Raw genomic sequence first — 12,039 nt, 5'->3', positions numbered from 1 at the left:
CGCACGCCACTGGCGATCCGTGAGAACAAATCTGCTCGGGTCCATTCAAACCTCCTCTTTTGGAAGGTTGAATCAGAACTCAAACCAAATGGGAATCCCGAATGTCCACAGGCCCTAGATGGGACCTTCGGGACAAGCACGAAAAGCGATACGGCTTGGACATCAAGCTCACAGCTAACGCGCAGTAGCTGAACCGCTTTTCCAATCCAAAGCTACCAGCTTGATCGGATCCGTAACGCGGCACATTTCATAATCGAAAGTTCGATCTTCAAGCATCATTGATGGCGTGATCTGTGTTGTGAAGCGCCAGTACTCCCCTGCATAGTCGGAAAGCTTGGACAATGACGCTGACATTCCCTCGAACAAAACATCAGTCTTAATCTGATGGGTCACACTGCCCTTGGCCGAAAGTGTAAGGGTCTCTGCAGTCAAAACCGCCTCAGGCGACGGATATTGTCGTTCGAATAGTCCGGTGTCATACCAACTGAAGCCAGAAGAAGCAGGCTCACCGCCATACTCCGCAAGAATGTCATAAGGGTTGCGCCCATTTGGCTCGGGAACGACCTCAGTTTTGGAGATATTACCACGATCACTCGCCTTGTAGTCAGGCATGCTGATAACGCGATAGACCGGCCAAATGGTTTCCCTGCCAGTTTCAATCTCTTTCCCGACCAAGACAATGAATGTGTGCGAAGCCGCATATATGCCAAGGTTGTCGACAGCCGTGCGCATAATAAAAACATGTGTCGGGCTTATACCAAAAACCTCGTCAAACACATCGATTACGTCTGGCGGTGTCGCTCCGGCGGAGGTTGGCAAACAAAAACACAGTACCTTCACAAGTTTAGTCAATGCGCGCAGCATAATAGTTTCCCCCACCTGGCGTCACTCAATCAATCCAGTCTTATAGCCCAGCTTAGCTGTCGTCTAAATCCCTCAGCAATACCCGAGACGGCGCAAACATACCGCCGTCATAGCGACCAAGCGCAAGCGCGGTTCCGCTAACGGCGGCCCAGGCAGCTTCTCCTGGTTCAGCGTTGGTCGTCAAAACGTGCACCGGGTTACCATTGCTGAGCATTTTTGCCGTCGATGGCGCGCAGTCACATCGCGGTAGATCGGTTAGCCCATCTTCCAATGGTCGCAGCAGCTCGTCATGGCAGGGATCACGTTCGGCATCCGCCAGCTCGGCGAAGGGTATCGCGTCCTCAAGGGTAAACGGTCCACTTGACGTGCGCCGGAGCCACAGAACGTGGCCAAGACACCCAAGCTTTTGCCCAAGATCGCGGGCGATTGAGCGGACATAGCCGCCCTTGCCGCAGGTCATGCTAAAAATGGCATGGTCGGCATCGGGAATGTCGGTAAGGCGCAGATCCTCAACGAATAACGGTCTGGATTTCAGATCAAATGTGTCTCCGGCGCGGGCCAGATCATAGGCGCGCACGCCATCCACATGCACAGCGGACACCTGCGGCGGGACCTGTTCGATCAGACCGCGGAACCGGGGCAAAGCACCCTCTATCGCTGTGCGATCCGGGCGGGTCTCGCGGGTATCCAGCACCCCCCCTTCGGCATCGTCGCTGCTGGTCGCAGTGCCCCAGCGAACGCAGAATTCATATGTCTTCAGGGCATCCTGCACAGCATTCACGGCCTTGGTCGCCTCACCAAACGCCACGATGACAAGGCCTGTTGCCGCCGGGTCCAGCGTTCCGGCATGTCCGGCTTTCTTTGCCTGCAACAGCCAGCGCAACTTGTTCACAACGGCGGTAGAGGTCGGGCCGGCGGGCTTGTCGACCACGATCCACCCATGAATATCGCGCCCCTTGCGCCGCCGGGCCATGTCAGATCAGCTTTCGCGACAGAAGCGGCACGTAATCAGCGCCAGGCGTCGACATATCAACGGTCTGCCATGCGTCACGCGCACGGCGCCAGATTTCCAGATCAAAGGCATAAATCCTGTGCAACGCCTCCAGCACGGTGTCCGTCTCCAGTTCTTTTTGCGGGAACAGGCGGTCACTAGGGCGTCGGCGTGGGGTTTTCGCGAGATATCCATCAAGCCCGGGCACGCGGTCCCCCAGCAGCAGGTGAAGCTGCGCCGTCAGATCCTCGACCGTCAGGATTTTTGCCCGGATCGCGCGGGCAGTGTTCACCCGGACCCGTTGGGGCATCCACAAAGGATTGGGCTTTTCCGCTGTCTCGCCCTTTAGGGTACGTTCTACCCAGCCAACCAGAAACGCACAGTAAGTGCGATGCTCTTCCAGTGAAATCGGACGCATTTCTGGGCCGCCATCGGCTTTGATCGCGTCGTGAATCCACTCGTGCTTGTACTGTTCGCGCCCGACCAGACGGCTGAAATAGAACGAGAAGAACCGATCGACCGGATTGCGGACCACGGTAAAGTTCAGATAGCTGTGCCCTTCTTCGTCGGACAGGTCTTCACCGCGCGGTAATGTGTTGTTGCGATCATGGATGGTCAACGCATCAGCATGCGGACGGTTGTGATCCATCACATACATAAGGTTCTTCAGAAACGCGCTGGCATTGCGGGTGATGGTAAACACACCGATGCGGTATTTGCGCGACAGAAACAACTGGTCAATCGCCAGCCTAGGGTCCCGTTGCCACAGGGCAGGACCCCCTGCATGTTCGGGGACTTCGTCGGTCATTCGTCCTCGGCCTCCAGATCGCGGCGCACGCGGTCTTCGGACAGAAGCTCGCGGGTCCGGTCCATCTGATCGAATGTGGTGTCGGCCATAAATTTCAGATCGGGTGAGAATTTCAAACTGACAGAGCGGGTCACCAAACGGCGCAGTTCTGCCTTGTTGCGGTTCAGCGCCTCGATGATCTCGTCGGTCTGCACACCGCCCAGAGGCAAGACGAAAACCGTGGCCTGCTTCAGGTCGGGGGAGGTCCGCACCTCACCTATAGTGATTGAAACGCCACTCAGGTCGTCGTCATACAGATCGCCGCGCGCCAGCACGTCAGACAGCGCCCGCCGGATCAGTTCGGCGACGCGCAACTGGCGCTGGCTGGGGCCGGTATCGGTTCGATGATGTTGCTTTGCCATGGGGTTTCCTCACTGCGGCCCGACATAAGACCTGTGGCGGGTTTTGCCAAGGGAGGGAATGCCCGCTAAACCGGTGCAAATCGCAGGAGGCTGGTATGAGCGAACAGATGAAAATCGCCGTTGTTGGTGTTGCAGGCCGTATGGGCCAGATGCTGGTGCAGGCGATCCATGATCATCCCAGTGCGATGCTATCAGGCGCGACCGAACGACCAGGCCATGACTGGATCGGGCAGGATCTTGGCCAGGCCATGGGCGGAACCTCCAATGGTGTGACGGTCAGTGACGATCCGCTTGAGGTGTTTGCCGCCACCGAAGCGGTGATTGATTTTACCGCGCCCGCGGCGACGCTGGAATTTGCCGGGCTGGCTGCGCAGGCACGCTGCGTGCATGTCATCGGCACCACCGGCATGACCGAAGATCAGATCGCAGCACTTGAACCGGCGGCACGGCATGCGGTGCTGGTGCGGGCGGGCAATATGAGCCTGGGCGTTAACCTGCTGACCGCCCTGACCCGGCAGGTGGCGCGTGCATTGGGGGCGGAATACGATATCGAGGTGGTCGAGATGCACCATCGCCACAAAGTCGACGCCCCCTCGGGCACAGCGTTGATGCTGGGCGAGGCCGCCGCCGATGGTCGAGGCGTTAAGCTGGATGAGGTTTCAGATCGCGGCCGCGATGGCCTGACCGGCGCGCGCGCCGAAGGTACGATCGGCTTTGCCGCCCTGCGCGGCGGCGATGTGATTGGCGAGCATGACGTGATCTTTGCCGGTCCCGGAGAGCGGATCGTGCTGCGTCATGTGGCGTCCGACCGCAGTCTGTTTGCCAAAGGCGCGGTCAACGCAGCGCTTTGGGGCCGTGGGCGTGCGCCGGGGCATTATTCGATGATGGATGTGCTGGGGATCGACGGCTAGATCGCAGCGTCTTTCCTTTGGGTGCCATCGTTTTATCAGCTTTTGCCAACCAAGTCGCGCTTTGATACGTGATTCAGGGATGATCCTCACGCTCACCCAGAACGCGCCGCAGACTGCCCAGGGCCAAGCTTAAGGTCGCGCCAGAGGCCGCGCCAGCAATCAGCACAACCATCAGGCTGCTAAGCGATGGGGTAAGATAGGAAAACCCCTGCAGCAGGGTCCAGATCCCGGTGCCTGCAATGGCACCAACAGCGATATTGAATATGCCCGATAGCGCATACCGGCCCCAAAGGCCGGAGATGAAATTCGCACCGATGGCTCCGGAAAGCACACTCAACAGAAACGACATATCCTCCCCCCAACGCTGCCCGGGATGGGGGCCTTTTGTGGCCAATTTGGGGCAACCGGTAACCTTGCTTAACACAGGGAAATTGAAATTGCGCGGGGAATGACGTTTTCAGCGATCACACGTCTTGATTTTATTGTGTTTTCCGAGGGGGCGAGCTTCACCCACCAGCCAATAGGCTCGGCAAAACTCAGCCGAGCCCATTTCGTTAAACATCAACCCCCGGCCATCTGAGCCACCGCTAGCCCCCATTCAGGGATAAAGCCGCGCGAATTTCTGCTGTAGATAATTGATCAACGCAGCCTCGGTCGGGGCGCGCCCGATGGCCTTTTCGATCAGCTGCTCGGGTGGCAGTGAGTTGCCTGGCATGTGGATGGTCTTGGCCAGCCAGTCGATGGCCGGGGACAGGCGGCCTGCGGCAATATCATCGTCCAGACCCGGCAACTGCTCGCGCATCACGGCAAACAGTTCTGCCGCATAGATGTTGCCCAGCGAGTAGGTTGGGAAATAGCCGAACAGCCCCACCGACCAATGCACATCCTGCAGCACGCCATGCGCGGCATCAGGGACGGCCCGGCCGAAGTCACGCTCAAACCGGTGGTTCCATTCGCTTTCCAGCGCGTCCACCTCAAGACCACCTTCAATCAGGTCCCGCTCCAGCTGGTAGCGCAGGATGATATGCAGGTTGTAATGCACCTCATCGGCCTCCGTCCGGATAAAACCGGTCTGCACATCATTGGCGGCTGCAAACAACTCATCCGGCGAGGCAATGCCGAAATCACCGAAAGCATCGCGCATGGCCGGGTAAAGCACCTCCATAAACGCGCGGGAGCGGCCGATCTGGTTTTCGAACATACGGCTCTGGCTTTCATGCACCCCCATGGAGCAATGCTCGCCAATCGGCGTGTAGCGCGCATCTTTCGCAATCTGCTGCTCATAGACGGCATGTCCGACCTCATGGATGGTCGAATAAATGCAGCCAAACGGCTCAGCCTCATCTACGCGCGTGGTGATCCGGACATCTGCGCCCGATCCCATAGAGAAAGGGTGAACCGACAAATCAAGCCGCCCGGCGTCGAAATCATAGGCAAAGATCTCTGCCAGCTTGTGGCACAGGGCCGTCTGCGCATCGGTGGCAAAGGGGCCGGATATCTGCGGTGTCGCGCCTTTTCTTGAGGCGATGTCGGCCCGCAGATCGGCCAGCGGTTGACGCAGGCGCTCGAACAGCGGTGTCAGAACCGCTGTCGTCATTCCCGGTTCGTAATCATCCAGCAGCGCATCATAAAGCCCGCCCCCATTGGCCAGACACCGGGCTTCCTCCCGCCGCAGATCGACCACCTTCTTCAGGGTCGGGGCAAAATCAGAAAAGCTGTTGGCCGCACGTGCACTGGCCCAAATGCCCTGCGCCTCGGAAGTCAGCTTTGCGATCTCGGTCGCCAGGGCCTCGGGGATTTTTACCGCGCGCTCATGCTGACGTCGGATGAGATCCAGATTGCGGGTTTGGGCGGGTGTCAGGGCCTCTTCCGATGCGGCCTGAAGCCAATCGGCCACGCGGGGGGCGGTCCGCCGGGCATGGATCACAGCCTGCAGCGCGCCAGATTGCTCGGCCCGTTGCGACGCACCTTTGGGCGGCATCATGGTTTCCTGGTCCCACTCCATCACACCGGCAACCTCAGCCAGGGCCATGGTACGGGCATTATAGTCGTTCAGTTTATCATATGCAGAATGTGTCATGAGTCCCCCTTTTGCAGCAGAGACTATGGCGGCAAATCGTGGAAGCAAACCGCCAAACGGCGCGGCGCGCGAAATTTCAGTGACGGATTCTCATTGCTCTGCCGTATAAGTAAGACAAGGTGATACAAAGGCCCGGTATGTCACTCTCACGATCCACACTTGCAACACTGCGCTTTGGCTACGGGTTTAGGGCTGCCGGCCACGCTCCAAGCGGGCCTGATGCACTGATAGCGCAACTGTCACGGCCCGATCCCTATATTGGCAATCCACACATTGCGACGATGGCTGAGCGGCGCGATTGGGTGCGGATGAACCGCGAAGCGCGCGTTGCGACAAAAGATGGCGCGGCGAACGCAGTGGAAATGACCAAGACGGCAAATGCTCGCTCAAGCCAGATCGTTCTGAATGATCGGCGCTGGTACTATTTACGCCCGCTGATCAGTGCAGACAGCTTTCGCGAGCGACTTGTTGCGTTCTGGGAGGACCATTTCACGGCCGAAGGGAAAAGTGCCAGTCTTAAGATGAATCAGCCGGACCTTGTCCAAACGGCCATCCGGCCCCATATCACCGGCCGATTTTCTGATATGCTTATCGCCGTCGTGATGCATCCGGCAATGCTGGTTTATCTAGGGCCTGTTAACACTTAATCATCTCCACGATGAGGGTGAAGTTCAGAAAGGCGCGGTACATGACGTCCAGCTTTTCGAATCTTGAGAAGATACGTCGGAAGCCTTTCAGCCTTCGGAACAGGCGTTCGACTTCGTTGCGCCTCTTGTAGAGGGTGCGGTCGTAGCCCCATTTGACCCGCCGGTTTGCCTTCGGAGGGACAACCGGAACCATACCCAGATCGAGCACTAACTGGCGCGTCTCATCACCTTCATAGGCCCGGTCCATGAGCAGGGGCACACCTTTGATCGGCGCCTCCCAATCGGTCAGCAGGGCGCGGCCCTCGGGCGCATCATGCGCATTGCCGCCCGAAAGGCTGAAAGTATCCGTCCGGTTTCCCCGCTCTGACGGTGTGATGGAGGGCTTGATAGTGTCCACCATCGATAGTGGACATCATGGGGCACTCTATGGCGGGCAAGAAGGTTCAGAAGAAGCGGTTTTGGTCTGATGACGAGAAGCGCTCGATCTGTGCGCAGACATGGGTGCCGGGCGTATCGGTTGCGCAGGTGGCGCGGCGGTATTCGATGAACGCCAATCTGATCCACAAATGGTTGCGCGATCCTCGGTTTGCGCCTGAAGAAGGGGCCGGTGAGGTGCTGGATACCATTGAGGCGGGTTGCTGCCTTTCGAGATTGCGGATGCCGTGCCGGTAGCGTCACCTTTCGATATGCAGGTTTCCACCCCAACGTTGACCGAGCCAGCCTCGGCGCAACGCGTGGACATCACGTTGTCAGATGGACGGCGCATTTTGGTGGAGGGCACGACGGCCCTTTCGGCAGTCTGGCCTTGGTCGAAGGGCTGATGTCTTGATCCCAGTGCCATCGAACACGCGGGTATGGCTGGCCGCCGGGGTTACGGACATGCGGCGAGGCCTCAATACGCTGGCCGCACAGGCGGAGAAGGTGCTGGAACTTGATCCCTATTGCGGGCATTTGTTTGTGTTCCGGGGGCACCGGGGTGATCTCCTCAAGATTATCTGGTGGGACAGTCAGGGCGCGTGCTTGTTCAGCAAACGTCTGGAACGCGGGCGCTTCGTTTGGCCCGCCGCCAGGGATGGCAAAGTCAACGTGACGGCGGCGCAGTTGTCGATGCTGCTGGAAGGGATAGACTGGCGGCTGCTGCAGAAGACATGGCGGCCCTTGAGCACCGGATAGGCCAATTTACTGGCGCGAACTGGCGTTTGGCGATTCACTTTTTTGCAGCAATGGGTTATGTCCGGCCTCCTGTTGGACGCCCTTAAACCCTTGCCTGAAAACCCCGCTGAACTGCGGGCGGTCAGTGAGCGTTTGATGGCTGAAGTGCAATCCCAAGCCTATCAGATTGAGAAGCTGAAGGCGGAACTGGCGGGGCATCGCAAGGCGCGGTTTGGCTCCAAATCCGAGAGCCGTGATCAACTGGCCTTCGATCTAGCGGAAGATGCCGAGATTGCAGTTGCGGCTGACGCGCAGAAGAGCGACCCAGCTGAGGCCGACAGCAAATCGCCCAAACGCCAGCACAGCCGCAAACCATTGCCTGATCACTTGGATCGACATGACGAAGTGCTGATTGCCGGAGAGGAATGCGGAGAATGCGGCGGTTCTTTGCGCCAGATCGGTGAGGACGTCACAGAAGAGCTGGAGTACATCCCCGGTCGCTTTGTTGTGCGCCGCATTATCCGCCCACGCATGGCCTGCACCTGCTGCGAGGCATTCACTCAGGCTCCATTGCCGTCGCGCCCAATTGAACGGGGCCGCCCCGGCCCGGGCCTGCTGGCCCTGTTCGGCCTGAGCATCGCCGATCTGGAGCGTGTGGTGTTTCCAGGGTTGGAGATGAGCCACAATCCCGGGCTGATTGCCTGAAGCGGCAGCAGGCACGCACAGTCACAAAGCTGATCTATAGCGCCGCCGCCAGCCGCGCGCCCTGATCAATCGCCCGCTTTGCATCCAGTTCCGCCGCAACATCCGCGCCGCCGATGATATGGCACTTACCATCAAGCTGATCGGCCAGACTGCGCTGTGGCACCTGCCCGGCACACAGCACGACGGTATCCACCTCCAGCCATTCGGGGTTCTCGCGCGCCTCGCCATAAGAAACGCGCAGACCCTTCGGACCGATCTCTTCGTAGTTCACGCCACCGACCATCTTGACGCCTTTCATCTGCAACGAGGCGCGATGAATCCAGCCGGTGGTTTTGCCCAGGCCCTTGCCCAGTTTTTGCGCCTTGCGCTGCAACAGCGTGATTTCGCGGGCGGGCGGGATGGGTTGCGGGCCTTCCGGGGCCAGACCTGCGCGGGCATCCCACGGGACGGCCACCCCCCATTCCGCCCGCCAGAGCGAGCGGTCCTCGGCCGGGCTTTCGCCCCGATGGGCCAGATATTCGGCGACATCGAAACCTATGCCACCTGCGCCAATGATCGCGACCCGTTTGCCGACCTCGGCCCCTTTCAGCACATCAATATAGTTCAGCACATTGGGGACAGACTGACCGGGGATATCAGGATCGCGAGGGGTGACACCGGTGGCGATAATGACCTCATCAAACCCGGACAGAGCCTCAGGCGTGGCATGGGTGTCGAGCCGCAGGTCGATGCCGCGCTTGGCGACCATGGTTTCGAACCAGTCGACCAGGCCAAAGAACTCTTCCTTGCCGGGAACCTGTTTCGCCAGATTAAGTTGCCCGCCGATCTTGCCTGATGCCTCGAACAAGGTCACCTGATGTCCGCGCTCTGCTGCGACAAGCCCCGCTGACAGGCCTGCCGGCCCGGCCCCGACCACGGCGATGCGTTTAGGGGCGCCCGTCGGCAGATACCGCAACTCTGTCTCGTTACAGGCGCGAGGATTGACCAGACAGGTGGTCAGCTTCATCGAAAACGTATGGTCCAGGCAGGCCTGATTGCAGGCGATACAAGGGGCGATTTCAGCCGCGCGCCCTGCCTGCGCCTTAGCCACAAAATCCGGATCGGCGAGAAAAGGCCGCGCCATCGACACCATATCGGCACAGCCATCGGCCAGCACCTGCTCGGCCACTTCGGGCGTATTGATCCGGTTGGAGGTGATCAGCGGGATCGAAACCTCACCCATCATTTGCTTGGTCACATCTGTAAAGGCCCGCCGCGGGACAGAGGTGGCGATGGTCGGCACCCGGGCCTCGTGCCAGCCGATGCCGGTATTGATGATGCTGGCGCCCGCTGCCTCAATCGCTTTGGCCAGTGTCACCACCTCATCCCAGGTGGAGCCCTCGGGGATCAAATCGATCATCGACAAACGATAGATGATGATGAAATCGTCACCCACCGCTGCACGGCACCGGCGCATCACCTCCACCGGCAGGCGCATACGGTTTTCATAGAGCCCGCCCCACTCATCGGTGCGCTTGTTGGTATGGGTCACAAGAAACTGGTTCAGAAGATACCCTTCGGAGCCCATCACCTCCACACCATCATAGCCTGCCTCGCGCGCTCGTGCAGCGGCCGTTGCAATATCGCTGATCTGCTTTTCTATCCCTGCCTCATCAAGTTCAGCAGGCTTAAAAGGCGAGATCGGCGACTTGATCGCCGAGGGCGCGACACATTTGGGCGAATAGGCGTAGCGTCCGGCATGCAGAATCTGCATCGCGATACGTCCGCCCTCCTTATGCACCCGGTCGGTGACAATCCGGTGGTTGGCGATATCACCGGGCTTGAACAAGCCTGCAGCCCCGGGCATTACCCCGCCTTCTTCATTTGGAGCCATTCCCCCGGTCACGATCAACGCTGCCCCGCCCCGCGCGCGTTCGCCAAGATATTCTGCAATGCGCGGCCAGTCGCCGACCTCTTCAAGGCCCGTATGCATGGAGCCCATGAGAACCCGATTTGGCAGGGTGACGTGGCCGAGATCAAGTGGTGTGAAAAGATGCGGGTAAAGCTGGTGTGACATGGCGAAGCCCCTTTTCGATTGCTAAAGCTTACCGTCGGTTGAAACCGCCTGTCACCCCAAACCCGGCGTTAAAGCGTTTCGGGATAAACCTGAGTCACAGGATTACCCCGAAACGCAGTGATAAGCTGTAGTGGTTCAGATGCCGGAAACTTTGAAAGTTTCCGGCCCGATTTCCTTCAAGGAAATCGGAAGCGCGTCCTATAAGGTGAGTGCTTGCTACAATTGAGACTTCAGTCAGGCGAACCAGATACTTTGACTTTTTATTTGCAATCCATCTGTCAGCCAGAGCCCGTCACGCCGTCAACATTGATAGCGCGAGTTCTTGTGGCTAGTTGTCCGATCAGCCGAATAGCATGAAAATCGGTGACGTCTGCAGCAGCTGAACCGCTAACCGTCGTGGTTATAACCCGCCCCCCGGCAAGAAAGAACCCGCGCCAAATCACCGGCGATACACCGAGGATAGGCTGCGGCCCGCTGTCCTCGACCTTGATCAGCAGGATGTCATCCTGAATGATCGATCGGCGAACGTGGATTGCGTGCATTTGTCCGGAACGACCCAGCATGATCTTGCCCGGCTCTGTTGTCAGAAACTGACGTAACTCCTGCAGCGTACCGTTCAGGCCCTCAGTGGTGACAGACGCGGTGATTACCGTACCTGGGCTATCACCACCGGCCAGATCAACATCTAACAGGCGACAATCTCCGAACAACACAAACCCACCAGCGGCAGAAACATCCGCAGACTGCCTGTCCAGGCAGTACCCGTCTGGAGCCGCAACAGTGATGGATTTGTTCGCAACCCGCAATGTGGCAGCCGTATCTGCGGTCTGGACACAGGCCGAAAGCATCATCACACCTGCCATTGAAAACCGGCACAGGGCGGTCTGAAAGTTATCTAAATTTCCAAAAAGTTGTCTGTCGCGCATCGGCCGGTCCTGCTTATTGCTGCATGTAACTGCGATAGGTCGGCCCGTCCTAATGCGCAAGCGGCATCCATCTCAATTGGTGCGAGCCGCCACAGAGGGGGGATAGTGGCGGCCCGCACCAACCCATACACGCAGGGCGAACCGCCTTGGCGTATGGGTCGAAAGCATCGGCGATTGGGGGCTTGCCGACGCCTGCTCGAAACAAAATAAGGGACGCGAGCGGCCATCCTGGGGGGAAGAGGTGTACGCTCGCGTCGGGTCCGAAAAGCCTCTTAAAGAACACACAAGGCTCAACGGGGTAACTGATTTTGGTAGGCTTGCCACCGGAAAGCCGGACCGGGGGCGAATCTCTCACAAGCACTTTCAAACCGCTTTAAAGCGTTTCGGGATAAACCTGAGACAAAAGATTATCCTGAAACGCAGTGATAAGCCTATATGGTGTACGCGTTTCGATTTTATGTGATGTCTCAAGGTAAACTCGAAACGCTTTAAAAGACA

Annotated in this window: 13 protein-coding genes and 1 pseudogene; 5 read left to right on the top strand and 9 right to left on the bottom strand. The window is 58.6% G+C overall.

Translation table 11 applies throughout. The annotated features are described in order from the left end of the window. Positions 1-174 precede the first annotated feature (174 nt). Genes ACW9UQ_RS13390 through rbfA form a run of 4 tightly spaced genes read right to left on the bottom strand, consistent with a single transcriptional unit; the run spans position 175 to position 3,064 of the window. On the bottom strand, positions 175-864 hold the full coding sequence (locus ACW9UQ_RS13390; RefSeq protein WP_458931523.1) for a hypothetical protein: 690 nt from the start codon (positions 862-864) through the stop codon (positions 175-177). A 52-nt stretch (positions 865-916) separates the two neighbouring features. Next, positions 917-1,837, bottom strand: coding sequence for a tRNA pseudouridine(55) synthase TruB (gene truB, locus ACW9UQ_RS13385; RefSeq protein ID WP_458931522.1), 921 nt, complete (start codon positions 1,835-1,837; stop codon positions 917-919). 1 nt (position 1,838) lies between these two features. After that, entirely contained in the window at positions 1,839-2,663 is an 825-nt protein-coding gene (locus ACW9UQ_RS13380) for a sulfotransferase family 2 domain-containing protein (RefSeq protein WP_458931521.1), read from the bottom strand. Beyond that, on the bottom strand, positions 2,660-3,064 hold the full coding sequence (gene rbfA, locus ACW9UQ_RS13375; RefSeq protein ID WP_458931520.1) for a 30S ribosome-binding factor RbfA: 405 nt from the start codon (positions 3,062-3,064) through the stop codon (positions 2,660-2,662). The genes ACW9UQ_RS13380 and rbfA overlap by 4 nt, the downstream gene beginning before the upstream one ends. Positions 3,065-3,159: 95 nt before the next feature. On the opposite strand from rbfA, the gene dapB reads away from it, so the two are divergent. Next, entirely contained in the window at positions 3,160-3,975 is an 816-nt protein-coding gene (gene dapB / locus ACW9UQ_RS13370) for a 4-hydroxy-tetrahydrodipicolinate reductase (RefSeq protein WP_458931519.1), read from the top strand. Positions 3,976-4,048: 73 nt separating this feature from the next. Here the strand turns inward: dapB and ACW9UQ_RS13365 are convergent, their stop codons facing one another. Both ACW9UQ_RS13365 and ACW9UQ_RS13360 read right to left on the bottom strand, forming a co-directional pair. Then, positions 4,049-4,324, bottom strand: a complete 276-nt coding sequence (locus tag ACW9UQ_RS13365; RefSeq protein WP_458931518.1) for a hypothetical protein — start codon at positions 4,322-4,324, stop codon at positions 4,049-4,051. 249 nt (positions 4,325-4,573) lie between these two features. Beyond that, positions 4,574-6,055, bottom strand: a complete 1,482-nt coding sequence (locus ACW9UQ_RS13360; protein WP_458931517.1) for a carboxypeptidase M32 — start codon at positions 6,053-6,055, stop codon at positions 4,574-4,576. Positions 6,056-6,192: 137 nt separating this feature from the next. Here ACW9UQ_RS13360 and ACW9UQ_RS13355 point away from each other — a divergent pair, with 137 nt between their 5' ends. Then, complete coding sequence (locus tag ACW9UQ_RS13355; protein ID WP_458931516.1) at positions 6,193-6,702, top strand: DUF1800 family protein; 510 nt, start codon at positions 6,193-6,195, stop codon at positions 6,700-6,702. On the opposite strand, the pseudogene ACW9UQ_RS13350 reads toward ACW9UQ_RS13355, so the two are convergent. Beyond that, positions 6,692-7,042: pseudogene (locus ACW9UQ_RS13350) on the bottom strand (transposase); the annotation flags it as partial. The gene ACW9UQ_RS13355 and the pseudogene ACW9UQ_RS13350 overlap by 11 nt on opposite strands. A gap of 86 nt (positions 7,043-7,128) precedes the next feature. On the opposite strand from ACW9UQ_RS13350, the gene ACW9UQ_RS13345 reads away from it, so the two are divergent. From ACW9UQ_RS13345 to ACW9UQ_RS13335, 3 genes are all read left to right on the top strand, one after another. After that, entirely contained in the window at positions 7,129-7,374 is a 246-nt protein-coding gene (locus tag ACW9UQ_RS13345) for a transposase (protein WP_458931515.1), read from the top strand. A 153-nt stretch (positions 7,375-7,527) separates the two neighbouring features. Continuing rightward, positions 7,528-7,875 (top strand): IS66 family insertion sequence element accessory protein TnpB, encoded by a 348-nt coding sequence (gene tnpB, locus ACW9UQ_RS13340; protein WP_458931514.1) that lies wholly within the window; start codon positions 7,528-7,530, stop codon positions 7,873-7,875. 57 nt (positions 7,876-7,932) lie between these two features. Then, positions 7,933-8,559 carry a transposase domain-containing protein gene (locus ACW9UQ_RS13335; protein ID WP_458931513.1) on the top strand — a complete coding sequence of 209 codons (627 nt, stop codon included), beginning with the start codon at positions 7,933-7,935 and terminating at the stop codon, positions 8,557-8,559. A gap of 34 nt (positions 8,560-8,593) precedes the next feature. Here the strand turns inward: ACW9UQ_RS13335 and ACW9UQ_RS13330 are convergent, their stop codons facing one another. Together ACW9UQ_RS13330 and ACW9UQ_RS13325 are read right to left on the bottom strand one after the other, a co-directional pair. Next, a complete protein-coding gene (locus ACW9UQ_RS13330; protein WP_458931512.1) occupies positions 8,594-10,615 on the bottom strand; it encodes a 2,4-dienoyl-CoA reductase FMN-binding domain-containing protein in 2,022 nt (673 codons plus the stop codon). A 278-nt stretch (positions 10,616-10,893) separates the two neighbouring features. Beyond that, a complete protein-coding gene (locus tag ACW9UQ_RS13325; RefSeq protein ID WP_458931511.1) occupies positions 10,894-11,541 on the bottom strand; it encodes a hypothetical protein in 648 nt (215 codons plus the stop codon). Positions 11,542-12,039: the final 498 nt, after the last annotated feature.

The sequence above is a fragment of the Halovulum sp. GXIMD14793 genome, assembly GCF_054457435.1.
Note: the sequence above shows the minus strand (reverse complement) of the source record. Positions and strands in the feature narration are given on the sequence as shown.

What these genes read in the sequence shown, in the direction of transcription:
- ACW9UQ_RS13390 (WP_458931523.1), bottom strand. Translation starts at nt 864, where the DNA reads ATGCTGCGCGCATTGACTAAACTTGTGAAGGTACTGTGTTTTTGTTTG.
- truB (WP_458931522.1), bottom strand. Translation starts at nt 1,837, where the DNA reads ATGGCCCGGCGGCGCAAGGGGCGCGATATTCATGGGTGGATCGTGGTC.
- ACW9UQ_RS13380 (WP_458931521.1), bottom strand. Translation starts at nt 2,663, where the DNA reads ATGACCGACGAAGTCCCCGAACATGCAGGGGGTCCTGCCCTGTGGCAA.
- rbfA (WP_458931520.1), bottom strand. Translation starts at nt 3,064, where the DNA reads ATGGCAAAGCAACATCATCGAACCGATACCGGCCCCAGCCAGCGCCAG.
- dapB (WP_458931519.1), top strand. Translation starts at nt 3,160, where the DNA reads ATGAGCGAACAGATGAAAATCGCCGTTGTTGGTGTTGCAGGCCGTATG.
- ACW9UQ_RS13365 (WP_458931518.1), bottom strand. Translation starts at nt 4,324, where the DNA reads ATGTCGTTTCTGTTGAGTGTGCTTTCCGGAGCCATCGGTGCGAATTTC.
- ACW9UQ_RS13360 (WP_458931517.1), bottom strand. Translation starts at nt 6,055, where the DNA reads ATGACACATTCTGCATATGATAAACTGAACGACTATAATGCCCGTACC.
- ACW9UQ_RS13355 (WP_458931516.1), top strand. Translation starts at nt 6,193, where the DNA reads ATGTCACTCTCACGATCCACACTTGCAACACTGCGCTTTGGCTACGGG.
- ACW9UQ_RS13345 (WP_458931515.1), top strand. Translation starts at nt 7,129, where the DNA reads ATGGCGGGCAAGAAGGTTCAGAAGAAGCGGTTTTGGTCTGATGACGAG.
- ACW9UQ_RS13335 (WP_458931513.1), top strand. Translation starts at nt 7,933, where the DNA reads ATGTCCGGCCTCCTGTTGGACGCCCTTAAACCCTTGCCTGAAAACCCC.
- ACW9UQ_RS13330 (WP_458931512.1), bottom strand. Translation starts at nt 10,615, where the DNA reads ATGTCACACCAGCTTTACCCGCATCTTTTCACACCACTTGATCTCGGC.
- ACW9UQ_RS13325 (WP_458931511.1), bottom strand. Translation starts at nt 11,541, where the DNA reads ATGCGCGACAGACAACTTTTTGGAAATTTAGATAACTTTCAGACCGCC.